Origin of the sequence: Methylibium sp. (assembly GCF_013817345.1) — a bacterium.
Taxonomy (GTDB): domain Bacteria; phylum Pseudomonadota; class Gammaproteobacteria; order Burkholderiales; family Burkholderiaceae_C; genus Methylibium.
The window spans coordinates 1-15692 of sequence record NZ_JACDCW010000016.1 but is presented as its reverse complement, the minus strand read 5'-3'; the positions used below and the strand labels follow the sequence as shown (position 1 = coordinate 15692).

Here is a 15692-nt window from a genome sequence, read left to right as displayed (position 1 = left end):
GTAAATGTGAAATACCCCACACCTACAATTCCTCTGGCTACAAGGAGGTCGCCGTCATGCTTTACCCCGAACTCTTCAAGCAGCTCGAATCCGTCCGCTGGAACATGGACAAGGACATCCCCTGGGACCAGTTCGACGCCAGTCTGCTTTCCGATGAGCACGCCCAGACGATCAAGATGAACGCGATCACCGAGTGGGCGGCGCTGCCGGCCACCGAGATGTTCCTGCGCGACAACCGCGACGACAGCGATTTCTCTGCCTTCATGAGCGTGTGGTTCTTCGAAGAACAAAAGCATTCGCTGGTACTGATGGAATACCTGCGGCGCTTCAGGCCCGATTTCGTGCCGACCGAGGCCGAACTGCACGAGGTGCGCTTCGAGTTCGATCCTGCGCCGGCGCTGGAAACGCTGATGCTGCATTTCTGCGGCGAGATCCGCCTGAATCACTGGTATCGGCGGGCCGCCGAATGGCACAGCGAGCCGGTCATCAAGGTCATCTACGAGACGCTGGCGCGCGACGAAGCCCGCCACGGCGGTGCTTACCTGCGCTACATGAAGCGCGCCATGAACAAGTTCGGCGACGAGGCGCGCGCCGCCTTCACCAAGGTCGGCGTGCTGATGGCCAGCGCGCGGCGCACCGCGCAGGCGCTGCACCCGACCAATCTGCATGTCAACGAGGCGCTGTTCCCGCGCGATACCGTGCAGTCACGCCTGCCCAACCCCGAATGGCTCGAGGCCTGGCTCGACAAGCAGATCCAGTTCGACGCCGTATGGGAAAGCAAGGTGGTCGAGCGCATCCTGCACAACCTCAGCCTGCTGATGGAGCGCAGCTTCGCCAGCGTGCAGGAGCTCAACCGCTACCGCAAGGAACTCACGCAGTCGCTGGCCGCCGCGGCTGCGGCGCGCGGTCCGCAGCCGACCTGATCGACGTCGCGGACGGTCAGCGCGTCGAGCGTTTCAACGCGACGCAGCGAGGCGCTGCTGATCTGCCTTGCGGTCCGCCGCCACCATCTGCGCGCTGGGCCGTTGCTCGATCAGCTTCACATAGGCTTTTCAGTCGATGCCGGCCGCGGTCACTAGATCGGTGCCGTACACACTTTTCCGGCAGCGGCGAACTGAAGAAGGCTTGCGGGTAGAGCTGGCGCACCGAGAGTTCGCGTGATCATCGAATCGCTCCTTCGGAGGGGTGCCGCGCAGTCTAGGTCGAAGCCTGTCGGCGGTTGCCGCCAGAGTGACAATGAACCGGTGAATCTGCCTTTGCCTGCCTTCTGCGACAAGCTCTGCACGCGTGACGCGCTCCTGCCGCGCCTGCAGGCGCTGGCCCGCCCGGTGGTGTTCACCAACGGCGTGTTCGACCTGCTGCACCGCGGCCACGTGACCTGTCTTGCGCAAGCGCGCGCCCTCGGCGGCAGCCTGATGATCGGCCTCAACAGCGATGCCTCCGCACGCGGCCTCGGCAAGGGCCCCGGGCGCCCGCTCAACGGCGACGCCGACCGCGCCACCGTGCTGGCCGCGCTGGAAAGCGTGGACCTGGTGACGCTGTTCGACGAGGCCACGCCGGTCGAACTGCTGGCGCTGGTGAAGCCCGACCTCTACGTCAAGGGCGGCGACTACGACATCGAGACGCTGGCCGAAACCGCGCTGGTGCGCAGCTGGGGCGGCCGGGCGATCGCCATTCCCTTCGTCGCGGGCTACTCGACCACTTCGCTGGTGCGCCGCATCCGCGGCTGAGCCAGCAGCCAGCCCAGCGCGGCGCCGGCCACTGCGCCGGTAGTGTGCGCGAGCGGCGCGACCGGGATGTCCCAGCCGTCGGGATAAGCCAGGGGCCCTTGCCACGGCGCCTCGAAGAGCAGCTTGGAGCCGAGCACTGCGGCGATCACCCCACCCACTCTTCGCTGCGCTGCGGTGCCCTGGCGCAGCAGCACCGCAGCCACCACCGCCACGCCGCCGTGCAGCACCCCTGACAAGCCGCCATAGCGCAGCAGCTCCGGCATGAGCAGCAAGCCGACGTGCGTCAGCGGCCAGGCCAGCGCCCAGGCCAGCGCGGCGCGCGCATCGACCCGAGCCGCGACGCCGAGCGCGATGACGAGCACGCCCCCGATCACATTGGCAACCAGGTGCAGCGTGCTCAGATGCACCCAGGCCGCGCTCCATGCACGCCACGGCTCGCCGGGCCAGAGCGCCGGCCGCCAGCTAAGCACAGTGGCCGCGGCGGGATCGGTGGCAATGAAGAGGCTGGGCAGCAGCAGCACGGCACCGACCAGGCACCAGGCGAGCGTGCCGACCGGTGCACGCGTCATGACAGTCAGTTCAACCTCGCGGGGGTGCTCGGCGTGGCCATCGGTTGCCTGTCGCATCGCTCCGGGCTGAGTGTTCGGCTCGGACATGCTGGCATTCGGTCGCCTACCGCGCGACGCCTGCGCAAGGACATCGCCGCGTGGCCCGGGGCCACGTCATGGCGGGCCGAAAACCGCTCGAACCAGCGCCCGCACCGCGTCGCGCTCCACCTTGTGGCTGCCGGCATCGAACTGCGTGGGCGCTTCGTCCAGCCGCGCCCGGTGCTGGGCGCGGCGCAGCTCGCGGTAGGCATCGGCGGCGGCATGGCCGACGCCGGCCGGCAACAGGCCGCGCGCCTCGGCGAGCTGCAGCAGCGCGATGTTGCCGACGTCCTCGCGCAGCGGCGGGTGCTCGGCGCTGTGCGCGAGCACGAGGGTCTGCACCGCGAACTCGACATCCATCATGCCGCCCTCGCCATGCTTCACGTCGAAGCGCGGCGGGCCGTCGGCGCGGGGCAGTGGATGCGCAGCACGCACGCGCTCGCGCATCGTTTGAACCTCTTCGCGCAGGGCCTGCGGATCGCGCGGCGCGGCCAGCACCGCCCGGCGCACCGCCTCCACTCTCGGCGCCAGACTCGGTTCGCCGGCGCACCAGCGCGCGCGCGTGATGGCCTGGTGCTCCCAGGTCCAGGCGGTGTTGCTGCCGCGCTGGGTCTGGTAGCGCTCGAACGCCGCGATCGAGGTGACCAGCAGACCGGAATTGCCGTTGGGCCGCAGCGCCGTGTCGATGTCGAACAGCTCGCCGGCCGGCGTGCGCAAGGTCAGCCAGTTGACCAGCTTGCGCGTGAAGGCGGCGTAGACCTCGGCCGCGCGGTCGGCGTCGGGCTCGTCGGCGTCGTCGAACAGGAACACCACGTCGAGGTCCGAGCCGTAGCCCAGTTCCTTGCCGCCGAGCTTGCCGTAGGCGACCACGGCATAGCGCGGGTCGTCGCGATGTCGCTGCCGAAGGTGCTGCCAGGCCCAGCGGATGGCGCAGTCGAGCGTGGCGTCGGCCAGCGCCGAGAGGTCGTCGGCGACCTGCTCGACCGTGAGCTGGCCTTCGACGTCTCGCACCAGGGTGCGGAACACCTCGGCATGGTGGGCGCGGCGCAGCGTGTCGAGCAGCGACTCCTCGTCGGCCTGGCCGCCGCGGGTCCAGGCGCCGTGGCGCTCGTGCAGGTCGCGCAGATAGGCCTCGCGTTCGAAGCGCACGCTGAGCGCGCGCGCATCGGCCAGCTCGTCGATCACGCCGGGGTAGCGCATCAGGTAGCGCATCGGCCAGCGGGCGAGGCCGAGCAGGCGCAGCAGCCGCGCCAGCACCTCGGGCCGCTCGGCGAGCAGGGCCAGGTAGCTCTCGCGGCGCAGGAGCGGTTCGATCCAGTCGATGAAGCGCAGCATCGGCTGGTAGTGGGCCGCGTCGCGCGCCGGCGATGCTTCCGAATGCGGTGCGGTCGCGGCAACCGAGACGGCGGCGCGGGCGATCAGCCGGGCCAGGCGCTGCTTGGTCTCGTCGCGCAGCAAGGCCACCTTGGGCGTTGCGCAGAACGTCTTCACGCGCTCGGCGATCGGTGCCGGCAGCCGGCTCAGGAAGGCTTCGCTGTCCAGCGCCGGCGGCGGCCCGCCGCAGCGCTTGCAGTCGCCGTTGGCCGTGGGCGCGCGGCCGTCGTGCAGCAAGGCGTCGAACTCGGTCGCGACGAACTCGCGGTGGCCGCACAGCGTGTCGAGCAGCTCGCACGCGTCCTCGCGGCAGGCCAGGCCCATGGAGCGCGCGATCCAGCCGAGATCGGCGTCGTCGGTCGGCAGCACGTGGGTCTGCTGGTCGTCGAGGTACTGGATGCGGTGTTCGAGGCGACGCAGGAAGCGGTAGGCCTCGCCGAGCCTCAGGGCCGTGTCGGGCTTCATCACGCCCACGGCGACCAGCCGGTCGAGTGCAGCGAGCGTCGAGCGCGTGCGCAGCTCGGGGTACTGACCGCCGCGCACGACCTGCAGCAATTGCACGGTGAACTCGATCTCGCGGATGCCGCCGCGAGAGAGTTTCACGTCGTTGGCGCGTTCGGGCCGGCCGGCCGCGCGCTTGGCCGCCTCGTCGCGGATCTTGCGGTGAAGCTGGCGCAGGCCCTCGAACACGCCGTAGTCGAGGTAGCGGCGGAACACGAAGGGCACGACCACGTCGCGCAGGCCCAGCGCCTCGCCGTTGCTCATCGCCGAGGCGGGCGCCACGACGCGGCTCTTGAGCCACGCGAAGCGTTCCCACTCGCGGCCCTGCACGAGAAAGTATTCCTCCAGCATGGCCAGGCTCACCACCGCGGGCCCGGAGTTGCCGTTGGGGCGCAGCGCGAGATCGACTCGGAAGACGTTGCCGTCTTCGGTGGTCTCGCCGATCAGCGCGTAGAGCGTGCGGGCCACCTGGCTGAAGTACTCGTGGCCGGTGACGATGCCGCGGCCTTCGGCTCGCCCGGCGGTGGGGCCGTCTTCCTCGTAGACGTAGATGAGGTCGATGTCGGACGACACATTCAGCTCGCGCGCGCCGAGCTTGCCCATGCCCAGCACCCAGAAGCACGAGCGCATGCCGTCGGCGCGCAGTGGTGCGCCGTGCTTCGCGTCCTGTTCGTCGAAGGCCTGCGCCAGAGCGCGGTCGAGCGTCACCTCGGCCAGCAGGCTCATGGTCCGGGTCACGGCATCGAGCGGCAGCTGCGCCTCGACGTCCAGCACGGCCAGGCGTTCGAGGACGAGCTGGCGCGCCACGCGCAGGGCGGCGGGCAGGGCCCGACCGCCGTTGACGAGGGTGTCGATCAGCGCGTGGATCGAGTCGCGCGAGGGCAGGCCCGGCGGCAGCAGCGCGAGTTCGCCGGCGTAGCGGCGGCGGATGCGTTGCACGAAGCGCGAATGATCGGCCCGCGCATTGCCAAGCGCGATGGAGGTGGCGCGACCGGCGTTGGCCGCCGATGCTTCGGACGAGGAAACCGTCATCTGTGCTTCGAGGCTGTGCTAGCGTGGCGGCCGTTCACGGCGCGGTGCCGGCTCGCGGCGGAGCGATTCGGGACGCATGGAACGGTACCGAGCCGTATGAAGTCGTACAAGCGCCGTACGGGCGCGTGCGGGAGCGGAGTCGTCCGGTACCCGGTGCCCTGCCGATCACGCTTTCGCCAATGCTGACCATCCCGCCTTCCCCCCGCGCCCGCCGCGATGCCAGCCCCGGCACGCAGCGGGTTTCGCGCGCCGGCTGGTTGACGGCGCTGCGCTGGCTGGCGGCTGCGTTGTTGTTCTTGTGCAGCCTCGTGGTCGCGGCCTGGCTCATTCTTCAATGGGGCATTCTGCCGCGTATCGAACACTGGCGTCCGCTGCTGGAAGCCCGCGCGAGCGAGGCTCTGGGCGTGCCGGTGCGCATCGGTGTGATCAGCGTCACGCACGACGAGGGCGGGCTGCGCTGGGCGCGCGCGATCGAGCTGCGCGATGTCGTGCTGAACGAGCCGGCGGGCACTGGCGCCGCGCCGACGCCGGCGCCGTCTGCCGGACCGACCGAGCTTCAGCCGTCCGCATCGGCGGCGGTGCGTGAAGCGCTGCACCTGCCGCGCGTGCGCATCGCGCTGTCGCCGACCTCGCTCCTGCCCGGCTGGGACGGGCACTGGCGGCTGCGCTTCACGCAGTTGCGGATCGAGGGCGCCCGGCTCGAGCTTCGCCGCGATGCGCAAGGCCGCATTCGCCTGGCCGGGCTGCCGCCGCAGGGCGAGGGCGGCGGCGACGGCCGTGCCGAGGACTGGTTCTTCAGCCAGCCCGACTTCATCCTCGAAGACGCCACGCTCACCTGGTTCGATGAGCAGCGTGCCGCAGTGCCGGTGGTGCTGAGTGATGTGGACCTGACCGTGCGCAACGGCGCGCGCCGCCACGTGCTGAGCCTGAAAGCGACGCCGCCGCCGGACTGGGGCGCGCGCTTCACGCTGCAGGGCGATTTCACGCAGCCGCTGCTTGCGGGCACCGGCGGCGGCAGTTCGGGCGTGCTGGCGCGACCCGGCGATTGGCGGCAATGGCGCGGCACGCTGCAGGCCGGATTCGCGGCCATCGACCTGGCGGCGCTGCGCCCGCACGCCGAGCTGCCGTTCGGGCTGGAAAGCGGTCGTGGCGCCTTGAGCACCGAACTCGATGTTCGGCAGGCGCGCGTGCTGGGCGCTCGCACCGAACTGGGTCTGCGCGATGTCGTCCTGCGGCCCGATCTTCAGGGGCAGGCGCAGGGTCAGCCGCTGGTCTTTTCCGAAATGTCCGGGCGCCTTGGCGGCCGGCTCGACAGAACGGTGGACGGCCAACCGACGGGCGGCGAGATCGCGGCCGAGCGCTTCGGTTTCACCACCGCCGACGGTGAGGTCTGGCCTGCCGGCGACGCGCGGCTGCGCTGGCGCAGCGGCGCCGACGGTGCAGTGGCCGGTGGCGAGCTTCGAGCCGATCGGATCGATCTCGCTTTGCTCCACCAGACGCTGGCCCGGCTGCCGCCCGGCTGGCTCGACGACCCCCTGCGCGAGCGACTGAGCTCGCTGGACCCGGGCGGCGTGGCCAGCGACGTGCAGGCGAGCTGGGACGGCGCGCTGCATGCGCCGGCTCGCTACCGGCTGCAGGCCCAACTCGCCGGGCTGCGGCTCGCCGCCGAAGCTGCGGCCGCAAGCATCGAACCGTCGGCCGCGGCAGCCTCCGGCGCCGTCGTGCTCGGCCGGCCCGGCGTGTATGGCGCGGACGTGGAACTGCAGGCGACCGAAGCGGGCGGCAGCGCGCGCATCGCCCTGCGTGGAGGCGCCCTCGAGTTCCCGGGCGTGTTCGCACAGCCGCGGGTCGAGCTCGACGAACTCAGCGCGGCGCTGAGCTGGCGCATCGATTCAGGCCCTGCCGGCGGCGCGCCGCAGCTCGAGCTGCGCGCGCGCGACGTGCGTTTTGCCAATGCCGATGCGCAGGGCGAGTTCGATGCGACCTGGTCCACTTCAGGGCCGAGTGCACCCCCGGCAACTGCGGCTGTGCCTGCCCACGCCGCAGCTGCCAGCGCTGCAGCGGCAGCCGGCTCCGGCCGCCTGCCCGGCGTGCTCGACCTGCAGGGCCGCTTGAGCCGAGCCCAGGCCACCCGCGTGGCCCGCTATCTGCCGCTGCACATTCCGGTTCGCGTGCGCCGCTATGTCGAACAGGCGGTGCAGGGCGGGCGCGCGACGGCGGTCGATTTCAAGCTGCGTGGCGACTTGCGCGATTTCCCGTTTGCTGCGGGTGCGCGAGCGCAAGCTGCGAATGGCGAGTTCCGTGTCGCCGCGCAACTGCAGGGCATGCGCCTGGCCGTCCTGCCCGACGAGACCGCTGACGCCGGGGGCGCTGCCGGCTCCGCTGCGGCCAATGCGCGCGCCTGGCCGGTCTTCAGCGAAGTGCAGGGCGAACTGGTACTCGAGCGCCGGGCCATGGTGCTGCGCGGGCTGCAGGGCCGGCTCGCCTCGGTGGGCAGCGGCGCATTGAGGGTCCGCGGCGTGCAGGGCGGTATCGCCGATTGGGACCGCCAGGCGACGCTGCGGCTCGAAGGCCAGAGCAGTGGCCCGCTGGCCGACGCGCTGGCGTTCGTGAACAGCACCCCCGTGGGCGGCTGGATCGGCGATGCGCTGGCGCAAACCAGCACGGGCGGCGTGAACCAGGCGCCGCTGGCGCTGCAACTCGCGCTGAACATCCCACTGCAGGGCGATGCAGCCGGCCGCCAAACCGGTGACGAGGTGGCGAAGGGCGCGGCGAGCGGTGCCCGCGAGGGCCTGCCGCGCTCGGCGGTCGGCCAAGCGCCGGCCCGCGTGCGCGGCAGCCTCGTGCTGGCCAGCAATGATCTGCGCCTGCGCCCTGACCTGCCGTTGCTGGCCAACGCCAAGGCGCGCATCGCTTTCACCGAGAACAGTTTCGTGCTCACCAACGGCAGCGCCGACGTGCTCGGCGGCCAGGCCAGCGTGCAGGGCGCTCGGCAGGACGACGGCGGCCTGCGCTTCGACGTGCAGGGCACCGTCAGTGCCGAGGGCTTGGCGCACGCCACCGAACTCGGGGCCTTGGCCCGTGCTGCCGCGCCGTTCAGCGGCCAGACCGGCTACCGCCTCGCGCTCGGCTTCGCGAACGGCCAGACCGAATGGCAGCTCGACAGCGACCTCGTTGGCCTGGCCGCAGATCTTCCGGTGCCGTTGCGCAAGAGCGCGCAGGAGGCGTGGCCGCTGCGCGTGCGGGCCGCTGCGCCGGCCGGGCTGGCGCCGGCTGCGGGAGAGGCGGCGCGCGATCTCCTGAGTGTCGATCTCGGCGCCGAAGGGGCACGCGTGCTGCAGGCGCGCTGGCTGCGCGAACTGGCGCCAGGCGGTACGCGCGTGCTCAGCGGCGGCATCGGTGTCTTCGAGGCGGCACCCCAACCGGCTCGGGGCGTGGCGGCCAGCATCAATGTGCGCCATCTCGATGTGGACGCCTGGCAGCGTCTCGCCGAAAGCTGGGGTTCGGATGCCGGTACCGGTGCCCAGGCGAGCGCGGCGGCGGGCGCCTTCGACGCCGGCTATGCGCCGAGCTCACTGGCCTTGCAGGTGCAGACGCTGAAATTCGGCGGCCGGCAATTCAATGGCGTGGTCGCCGGGCTGTCGCGTGGCCAGGGGGCCGAGTCGGCGCTGTGGCGGATCAACGTCGACGCCCGCGAACTGCACGGCTACGGCGAATATCACCCGGCCGGCGTGCGCGGCGCCCAGGGTGCCGGGCGCATCCATGCCCGGCTGACCCGGCTCGCCTTGCCGCAGAGCGAGGCCGACGCCGTGGGCTCGCTGCTCGAGGAAGCGCCGCCCACGCGACTGCCGGCGCTGGATGTCGCCATCGATGACCTCGAGCTGCGCGGCAAGCGCCTGGGTCGCTTCGAGATCGTGGCGCACAACCGCCTGCTGCCGGGCGGCGCGGCCGGCTGGCAGCTCGAGCGGCTGGGGCTCACCACGCCCGACGCGCGGTTCAGTGCCTACGGTGAATGGGTTGCACCCGCGAGCCCGGGCGCGCGCCGCCGTGCGGTGCTCGACTTCGAACTCGATGTGGCCGATGGCGGCGAACTGCTTGCGCGGCTCGGCCAGGCCGGCGTGGTGCGCGGCGCCAAGGGAAAGCTGGGCGGGCAGATCAGCTGGCTCGGCTCGCCGCTGGCCATCGACTATCCCAGCCTGGCGGGGCGCGTGAACATCGCCTTCGATGGCGGGCAGTTCCTGCGTGCCGACCCGGGCATCGCCAAGCTGCTCGGGGTGCTGAGCCTGCAGTCGCTGCCGCGCCGCCTGTTGCTCGACTTCCGCGACGTGTTCGAGCAGGGTTTCGCCTTCGACAGCGTCAGCGGCGATGCCACTCTCGAACAGGGCGTGGCCAGCACCCGCAACCTGCGCATGCGCGGCGTCCAGGCGGTGGTGCTCATGGAAGGCAGCGCCGACACCGTGCGCGAGACGCAGGACCTGCAGGTGTGGGTGGTGCCCGAGATCAACGCCGGCGCCGCCTCGCTCGCCGTGGCGGTCATCAACCCTGCCGTCGGCCTGGGCAGCTTCCTCGCACAATGGCTGCTGCGCCGCCCGCTGGCACTGGCCGGCACGCGCGAGTTTCACGTCACAGGGCCGTGGGCCGAGCCTGAGGTCGAGCGCATCGAGCGGGGTCTCGGCGAGGCGCCGCCGATGCTCGACACGCCGGCGCCCGTGCCGCCCGAACCCATGCCGGGCCAATGACAAACCAGGAGACGCGATGAAGATCGCTGCCGTGCAGATGCTGTCCACGCCCCGCGTGGAAGACAACCTCGCCAAGGCGCGCGCGCTGATCGGACAGGCGGCCGCGGCCGGCGCCGAACTGGTGGCGCTGCCCGAGTACTTCTGCCTGATGGGCCGGCGCGAAACCGACAAGCTCGACATCGCCGAGCAGCCCGGCGACGGGCCGATCCAGCGCATGCTCGCCGACACCGCCCGCGAGTACGGCGTGTGGCTGGCCGGCGGCACGCTGCCGATGCGCATCGAGGGGCGCAGCGACCGCGTCAACAACACCCAGCTCGTGTTCGCGCCTGACGGCAATGTGGCGGCGCGCTACGACAAGATCCACCTGTTTCGCTTCAACGACGGCGAGCGCCGGCACGACGAAACGGCGACCCTGGTGGCCGGCAGCGAGCCGGTGGCTTTCAAGCTCACCGATCGGTCAGGCCAGGACTGGCGCGTGGGCCTGAGCATCTGCTACGACCTGCGCTTTCCCGAGCTCTACCGCGCACTCACGCAGCCGCCCTGCGACCTGCTGCTGGTGCCCGCGGCCTTCACTTATCCAACCGGCGAAGCGCACTGGGAGCTGCTGCTGCGCGCGCGCGCGGTCGAGAACCAGTGCATGGTGCTGGCACCGGCCCAGGGCGGGGCGCACGAGAACGGCCGGCGCACCTGGGGCCACGCGATGGCGGTCGGCCCGTGGGGCGAGGTGATCGCGGTGCGTGAGGAGGAAGGTGCAGGCGTGGTGCTGGCCGAGTTCGACGCGCAGCGGCTGGCCGAGGTGAGGACGGCCTTGCCGGCCTTGGAGCATCGGGTGCTGTAGAAGCGAAGTACGCGAAATGCGCAGCCGCTTCAACTAATTTGCCTTCGATCACCGTTCCCGAAACGGCCGTATAGACGATGACGACCTTCGAGCCTTATCCGGTCAGCACATGACCATCGAACCAGAGCGCTATCTGCGCTCGTGCGCACGGCGGAACGCGGGTGCGACCCGTTCTGCTGCGTATCGATCATTCATGGCAGTACCTGATTAGGCGAGCTCAGCGCCACCCGAACATCATCTGCCTTGCCAGCAGCCGCTTGGCCGGCGACAGCAGTTGCAGGCCCGCCAGACCGAGGCCTCTCGCGCTGGTCAGTCCGGGCAGTCGCCAGGTGAAGCTGCGCGCCAGGAAATCGGTGGCGGCGATCAGCGTCCAGCGGTCCGGGGCGCGCTGCCACTCGACCCGCTGCAAGGCGGTATCGATGTCGGGGCTGCGCTGCAGCGAGGCGACCAGCGCATGCGCGTCGCGCAGGCCGAGGTTCAGGCCCTGTCCAGCGACGGGGTGCAGCGTTTGCGCGGCATTGCCGATGCGCACCACCCGGCCTCGGCCGCCTGCTTCGCCCTGCTTGCGCCCTTCGACCAACGTGCGCTCGGCGTTCAGGCCGAGCGCGAAGCGTTTGAGGGGCGTGATGGCCGTGAGGCGGCCGACGCGCTCGTGGAACATGGTGTTGAGCAAGGCGAGGCGCTGCATGTCGGTCAAGTCCTGCACCGGATCGTCGTCGGCATCGACGCACCACACGAGCGCGGCTCGGCGGGCGCCATTTTCGGCGGGCGGCAGCGGCAGGAGCGCAGCCGGTCCGTGCGGCGTGAAGCGCTCATAAGCCGTGCCGGCCAGCGCCGGGCCGGCAGCACCGGGCTGCAACGTGACCTGGCCGACCCAGGCGGTCTGGCGGTAATCGTGGGTCAGCGACTTGCGGGCCTGCAGGGCGAACACGCCGCCCTCGGCGACGACAGCGAGATCGAAACGCTCGGCGATGCCGGCATCCACTTCCACACCGCCACTGCCGCCGCTCTCCGCTGGGGGCAGCGATTTCAGCGCCGCCACTGGCGTGGCGAAACGTGCGGCCAGCCGCCCGGGCTCCGCCGCCACGGCGGCCAGCCAGGCCGCCTGCAAGGGGGCCACGATGGCGCCGTAGCTGGCCACGGCGCCGAACCGGTCGACCCCGCAGTCCTGCGCGGTGAGCAGCAGCTCGGGCTCGGGCAGGCGCAGCACCGAGGCGAGCATCGAAGGCTGCTGCTGCGACACGTGCACCGCGGCGATCGGCACGCTGTTCGGCGCGATCTGCGGCCACACGCCCAGGCGCTCGAATTCCTGCACGCTGCCCAGCGCGAGCGCCAGGGTGCGCGGGTCGCGAGACACGTCGAGTTCGGCCGGCCGGGAGTCGAAGACGCTGATGCGCGCGGCCGGTAGCGCGCGCGCGGCGTGCAGTGCCAAGGTCAGGCCCACGGGGCCGGCGCCCACCACGGCAAGGGAAAGATCGGGGGTCATGCTGAGGCTTTCGTTCCTGCAGGTCATGCGCCGTGCCCGAAGCAGGCTCGGGGCGGCGTTTCGAGGGTGCGAACATTGTGGGCGCAGGGCGCGGTTCCCTGCGATGCAGCCTGTCATGCGGCGCGACACTGCGCGGCTGCCTCCTTCATCGCCGGCCACGCACTTGCAGCGCGCCTATTGCGGAGCGGCGAAACTCGGCGGTATCGGCGGCCTGCTGCAGCCGCTTCCCGGCCCCTGGTCCTTCGCAAGCTACCGAAACGAGCCGGCCAGCGAAATCAGTCGCCACTTCATTCAAGGAGCTCCCAATGATCAAACCCCATCGCATCGCCGTGATCGCCGGCGACGGCATCGGCCAGGAAGTGATGCCCGAAGGCGTGCGTGTGCTGCAGGCCGCTGCCAAGCGCTTCGACCTCGCGCTCGAATTCGAGGAATTCGACTGGGCCTCGGCGGCCTACTGGCAGCGCACCGGCCAGATGATGCCGGACGACTGGGCGGCCACGCTCAGCGGCTTCAGCGCGATCTACTTCGGCGCCGTCGGCTGGCCGGCCGTGGTGCCCGACCACATTTCGCTGTGGGGATCGCTGCTCAAGTTCCGCCGCGACTTCGACCAGTACGTGAACCTGCGGCCGGTGCGTCTGCTGCCCGGCGTGCCCTCGCCGCTGGCCAACAAGAAGCCGGGCGACATCGACATGATGATCGTGCGCGAGAACACCGAGGGCGAGTACTCGTCGGTCGGCGGGCGCATGTTCGAAGGCACGGAGCGCGAGTTCGTGCTGCAGGAAGCGGTGTTCACGCGCCACGGCGTCGATCGCATCCTGAAATACGCCTTCGAGCTGGCCCAGCGCCGCCCGCGCAAGACACTCACCGCGGCCACCAAGAGCAACGGCATCTCGATCAGCATGCCGTACTGGGACGAGCGCGTTGCCGCGATGGCTGCGCACCACCCCGACGTGCGCTGGGACAAGCAGCACATCGACATCCTCTCCGCGCGCTTCGTGCTGCAGCCCGAGCGCTTCGACGTGGTGGTGGCGAGCAACTTGTTCGGCGACATCCTCTCCGACCTGGGCCCGGCGTGCACCGGCACCATCGGGCTGGCGCCGTCGGCCAACCTCAACCCGGAGCGCAGGTTTCCGTCGCTGTTCGAGCCGGTGCACGGTTCGGCGCCGGACATCTTCGGCCAGCAAATCGCCAACCCGATCGCGATGATCTGGTCGGGCGCGCTGATGCTCGATTTCCTGGGCCGCGCGCCGGGCGCGGACACCGCCAAGCACGTGCAGGCGCACGACGCCATCGTCGCGGCGATCGAACGCGTGCTGGTCGAGGGGCCTCGCACGCGAGACCTGGGCGGCACAGCAGGCACGCAGGAGATCGGCAAAGCCATCGCTGCGTCGCTTTGACTCCACACCTCCGGGGCAAACCAGCGGAAATTCACGGGAGGTGCTCCGACAACGATGTATCTCATTGTTTACAAGACCATGTTGCTTGTCTAAGATGAGATACATGCCTGCCCCACAACCCGCCCTTTTCCCATCGCTCAATCGTCTGCTCGCCGGCTTCGGCGAGCGACTCCGAGTGGCTCGTCTTCGCCGCCACATGACGCTCGAACAAGTCTGCGCTCGTGCGGACGTTTCTCGCATGACCTTGTACCGGGCGGAGTCCGGCAACTCCGCGGTGTCGCTCGGAACTTACCTGCGTATCCTGGCCGTCCTCAAACTAGAGAACGACCTGGAGTTGGTGGCGCGCGACGACACGCTCGGACGCATGCTGCAAGACCAGGAAATTCCCGAGCGCCGCGCTCCGCGTCGGCGCAAGACAGACTCCGAGGACTCGGGTGAGCCTCCCCGGGGAGACCCAGGAAGTGCCTGATGGCCGAGCAGACTGCATCTCGCTGCTTGCGCGACTGATCGAGGTCGCCTGGGTGGTCCGTTCCCGAAGCGCCGACTCACCGAATTCGCAGTGACTCGCCGGGACGCCGTCGAAGGCGCCTCGTAATCGTCGCTTTATTTCCGCATCAGCATCTCGATCTCGTCCGGCCTGACCGGCGCGCCGCGGCTGAGCAGTTCGCAGCCCTCGGGCGTGACCAGCGCGTCGTCCTCGATGCGAATGCCGATGTGCCACCAGCGCTCATCCACATCGGGCGCCGGGCGCACGTAAAGGCCCGGCTCGACCGTGAGCACCATGCCCGGCTGCAGCACGCGCGAGGGCTTCTTCACGACGCGCCCGCCAGTGCCGTCGGGCTGCTCGGCGGGCGCTTCGTCCAGGGCTGAATACTCGCCCGCATCGTGCACGTCCAAGCCCAGCCAGTGGCCGGTGCCGTGCATGTAGAAGCGGCGGTAGGCGGCGCTGGCCACGACGTCGTCCACGCCGCCCACCGTGTTGCGGTCGAGCAGGCCGAGCTCGAGCAGCCCTTCGCTCAGCACGCGCACCGCCGCCCAGTGGCTGTCCTGCTTGCGCGCGCCGGGGCGCGTCTGCGCGATCGCGGCTTCCTGCGCTGCCAGCACCAGCTCGTACAGCGTGCGCTGCGCCGGTGTGTAGCGGCCGTTCACCGGAAACGTGCGGGTGATGTCGCTGGCGTAGCCGCCGTATTCGCAGCCGGCGTCTATCAGGCAAAGTTCACCGGCCTTCAGCGCCGCATCGCCCGCGCCGCCGAGCCCGAGATCGGCACTGCCGGCCTGGTAGTGGAGGATGCAGGCGTTGCGTCCCGCCGCAACGATGCTGCCGTAGGCCGGCCCGCTGGCGCCGCTGTGCCGGAACTCGTGCAGCAGCTCCGCTTCGAGCTCGTACTCGCGCAGGCCCGGGCGGCACGCACGCATGGCGCGCACATGGGCCGCGGCGCCGATCTCTCCGGCGCGGCGCATCAGCGCGATCTCGTGGGCGTCCTTGAACACGCGCATTTCGTCGAGCACCACGGACAGATCGCGCTGCTGCGTCGGCGCCTGCACGCCGCTGCGCGAACGCGCGCGCACCGCGTCGAGCCATCTGTTTACCTGTGCGGCCAGCCCGTCGTGGCCGCCGAATGGAAACCACACGGCCGGCTGGTCGGCCAGGCGCTCGGGCAGCAGCTCGTCGAGCAGCGCGATCGGCAGCGCCTCGTCGAAGCCCAGCGCCTCGGCCGCGGCTTCGGGGCCGAGCCGATAGCCGTCCCAGATCTCGCGCTCCGGATCCTTGGGCCGGCACAGCAGCAGGCTGCTGCCGACGGCATCGAGCAGCAACCAGGCGCCCGGCTCGGTGAAGCCGGTCAGGTAGAAGAAGGCGCTGTCGTGCCGGAACGCGTGCTCGCTGTCGGCGTTGCGCGCGCGCTCGGGCGCGGTGGGCAGCAGCGCGAGCCCGCCGCCGGCCGCGCGC

The 15692-nt window shown here is 70.6% G+C and carries 10 protein-coding genes; 6 read left to right on the top strand and 4 right to left on the bottom strand.

Translation table 11 applies throughout. The features are described 5' to 3' along the window. The first annotated feature begins 56 nt into the window (after nucleotides 1–56). Nucleotides 57–923: a ferritin-like domain-containing protein gene (locus tag H0W40_RS04775; protein ID WP_292443775.1), complete on the top strand. Its 867-nt coding sequence runs from the start codon at nucleotides 57–59 to the stop codon at nucleotides 921–923. A 327-nt stretch (nucleotides 924–1250) separates the two neighbouring features. Further along, entirely contained in the window at nucleotides 1251–1730 is a 480-nt protein-coding gene (gene rfaE2 / locus H0W40_RS04770; RefSeq protein WP_292443825.1) for a D-glycero-beta-D-manno-heptose 1-phosphate adenylyltransferase, read from the top strand. Here rfaE2 and rrtA read toward each other — a convergent pair. Together rrtA and glnE are read right to left on the bottom strand one after the other, a co-directional pair. Further along, entirely contained in the window at nucleotides 1691–2299 is a 609-nt protein-coding gene (rrtA, locus tag H0W40_RS04765; RefSeq protein ID WP_292443773.1) for a rhombosortase, read from the bottom strand. The genes rfaE2 and rrtA overlap by 40 nt on opposite strands. Nucleotides 2300–2452: 153 nt before the next feature. Continuing rightward, on the bottom strand, nucleotides 2453–5284 hold the full coding sequence (glnE, locus tag H0W40_RS04760; protein WP_292443772.1) for a bifunctional [glutamate--ammonia ligase]-adenylyl-L-tyrosine phosphorylase/[glutamate--ammonia-ligase] adenylyltransferase: 2832 nt from the start codon (nucleotides 5282–5284) through the stop codon (nucleotides 2453–2455). A 179-nt stretch (nucleotides 5285–5463) separates the two neighbouring features. Here glnE and H0W40_RS04755 point away from each other — a divergent pair, with 179 nt between their 5' ends. Then, the gene (locus tag H0W40_RS04755) at nucleotides 5464–10023 is read left to right on the top strand and encodes an AsmA-like C-terminal region-containing protein (RefSeq protein WP_292443771.1); all 4560 of its coding nucleotides are present in this window, start codon (nucleotides 5464–5466) and stop codon (nucleotides 10021–10023) included. 16 nt (nucleotides 10024–10039) lie between these two features. Continuing rightward, nucleotides 10040–10861 (top strand): carbon-nitrogen hydrolase family protein, encoded by an 822-nt coding sequence (locus tag H0W40_RS04750; RefSeq protein ID WP_292443769.1) that lies wholly within the window; start codon nucleotides 10040–10042, stop codon nucleotides 10859–10861. 217 nt (nucleotides 10862–11078) lie between these two features. Here the strand turns inward: H0W40_RS04750 and H0W40_RS04745 are convergent, their stop codons facing one another. Beyond that, on the bottom strand, nucleotides 11079–12347 hold the full coding sequence (locus H0W40_RS04745; protein ID WP_292443767.1) for an FAD-dependent monooxygenase: 1269 nt from the start codon (nucleotides 12345–12347) through the stop codon (nucleotides 11079–11081). Nucleotides 12348–12652: 305 nt separating this feature from the next. Between H0W40_RS04745 and H0W40_RS04740 the strand changes: the two genes are divergently transcribed. Together H0W40_RS04740 and H0W40_RS04735 are read left to right on the top strand one after the other, a co-directional pair. Further along, nucleotides 12653–13744 carry a tartrate dehydrogenase gene (locus tag H0W40_RS04740; RefSeq protein ID WP_292443765.1) on the top strand — a complete coding sequence of 364 codons (1092 nt, stop codon included), beginning with the start codon at nucleotides 12653–12655 and terminating at the stop codon, nucleotides 13742–13744. Between the two features lie 94 nt (nucleotides 13745–13838). Continuing rightward, complete coding sequence (locus H0W40_RS04735; protein WP_367153736.1) at nucleotides 13839–14213, top strand: helix-turn-helix domain-containing protein; 375 nt, start codon at nucleotides 13839–13841, stop codon at nucleotides 14211–14213. 134 nt (nucleotides 14214–14347) lie between these two features. Here H0W40_RS04735 and H0W40_RS04730 read toward each other — a convergent pair. Continuing rightward, nucleotides 14348–15692: aminopeptidase P N-terminal domain-containing protein (locus tag H0W40_RS04730; protein WP_292443762.1), on the bottom strand; the 1345-nt coding region annotated here is incomplete at its 5' end.

Bases quoted from the DNA above. Each gene is read 5' to 3' on its own strand.
- H0W40_RS04775 (WP_292443775.1), top strand. From the start codon at position 57: ATGCTTTACCCCGAACTCTTCAAGCAGCTCGAATCCGTCCGCTGGAAC.
- rrtA (WP_292443773.1), bottom strand. From the start codon at position 2,299: ATGACGCGTGCACCGGTCGGCACGCTCGCCTGGTGCCTGGTCGGTGCC.
- glnE (WP_292443772.1), bottom strand. From the start codon at position 5,284: ATGACGGTTTCCTCGTCCGAAGCATCGGCGGCCAACGCCGGTCGCGCC.
- H0W40_RS04755 (WP_292443771.1), top strand. From the start codon at position 5,464: ATGCTGACCATCCCGCCTTCCCCCCGCGCCCGCCGCGATGCCAGCCCC.
- H0W40_RS04750 (WP_292443769.1), top strand. From the start codon at position 10,040: ATGAAGATCGCTGCCGTGCAGATGCTGTCCACGCCCCGCGTGGAAGAC.
- H0W40_RS04745 (WP_292443767.1), bottom strand. From the start codon at position 12,347: ATGACCCCCGATCTTTCCCTTGCCGTGGTGGGCGCCGGCCCCGTGGGC.
- H0W40_RS04740 (WP_292443765.1), top strand. From the start codon at position 12,653: ATGATCAAACCCCATCGCATCGCCGTGATCGCCGGCGACGGCATCGGC.
- H0W40_RS04735 (WP_367153736.1), top strand. From the start codon at position 13,839: ATGAGATACATGCCTGCCCCACAACCCGCCCTTTTCCCATCGCTCAAT.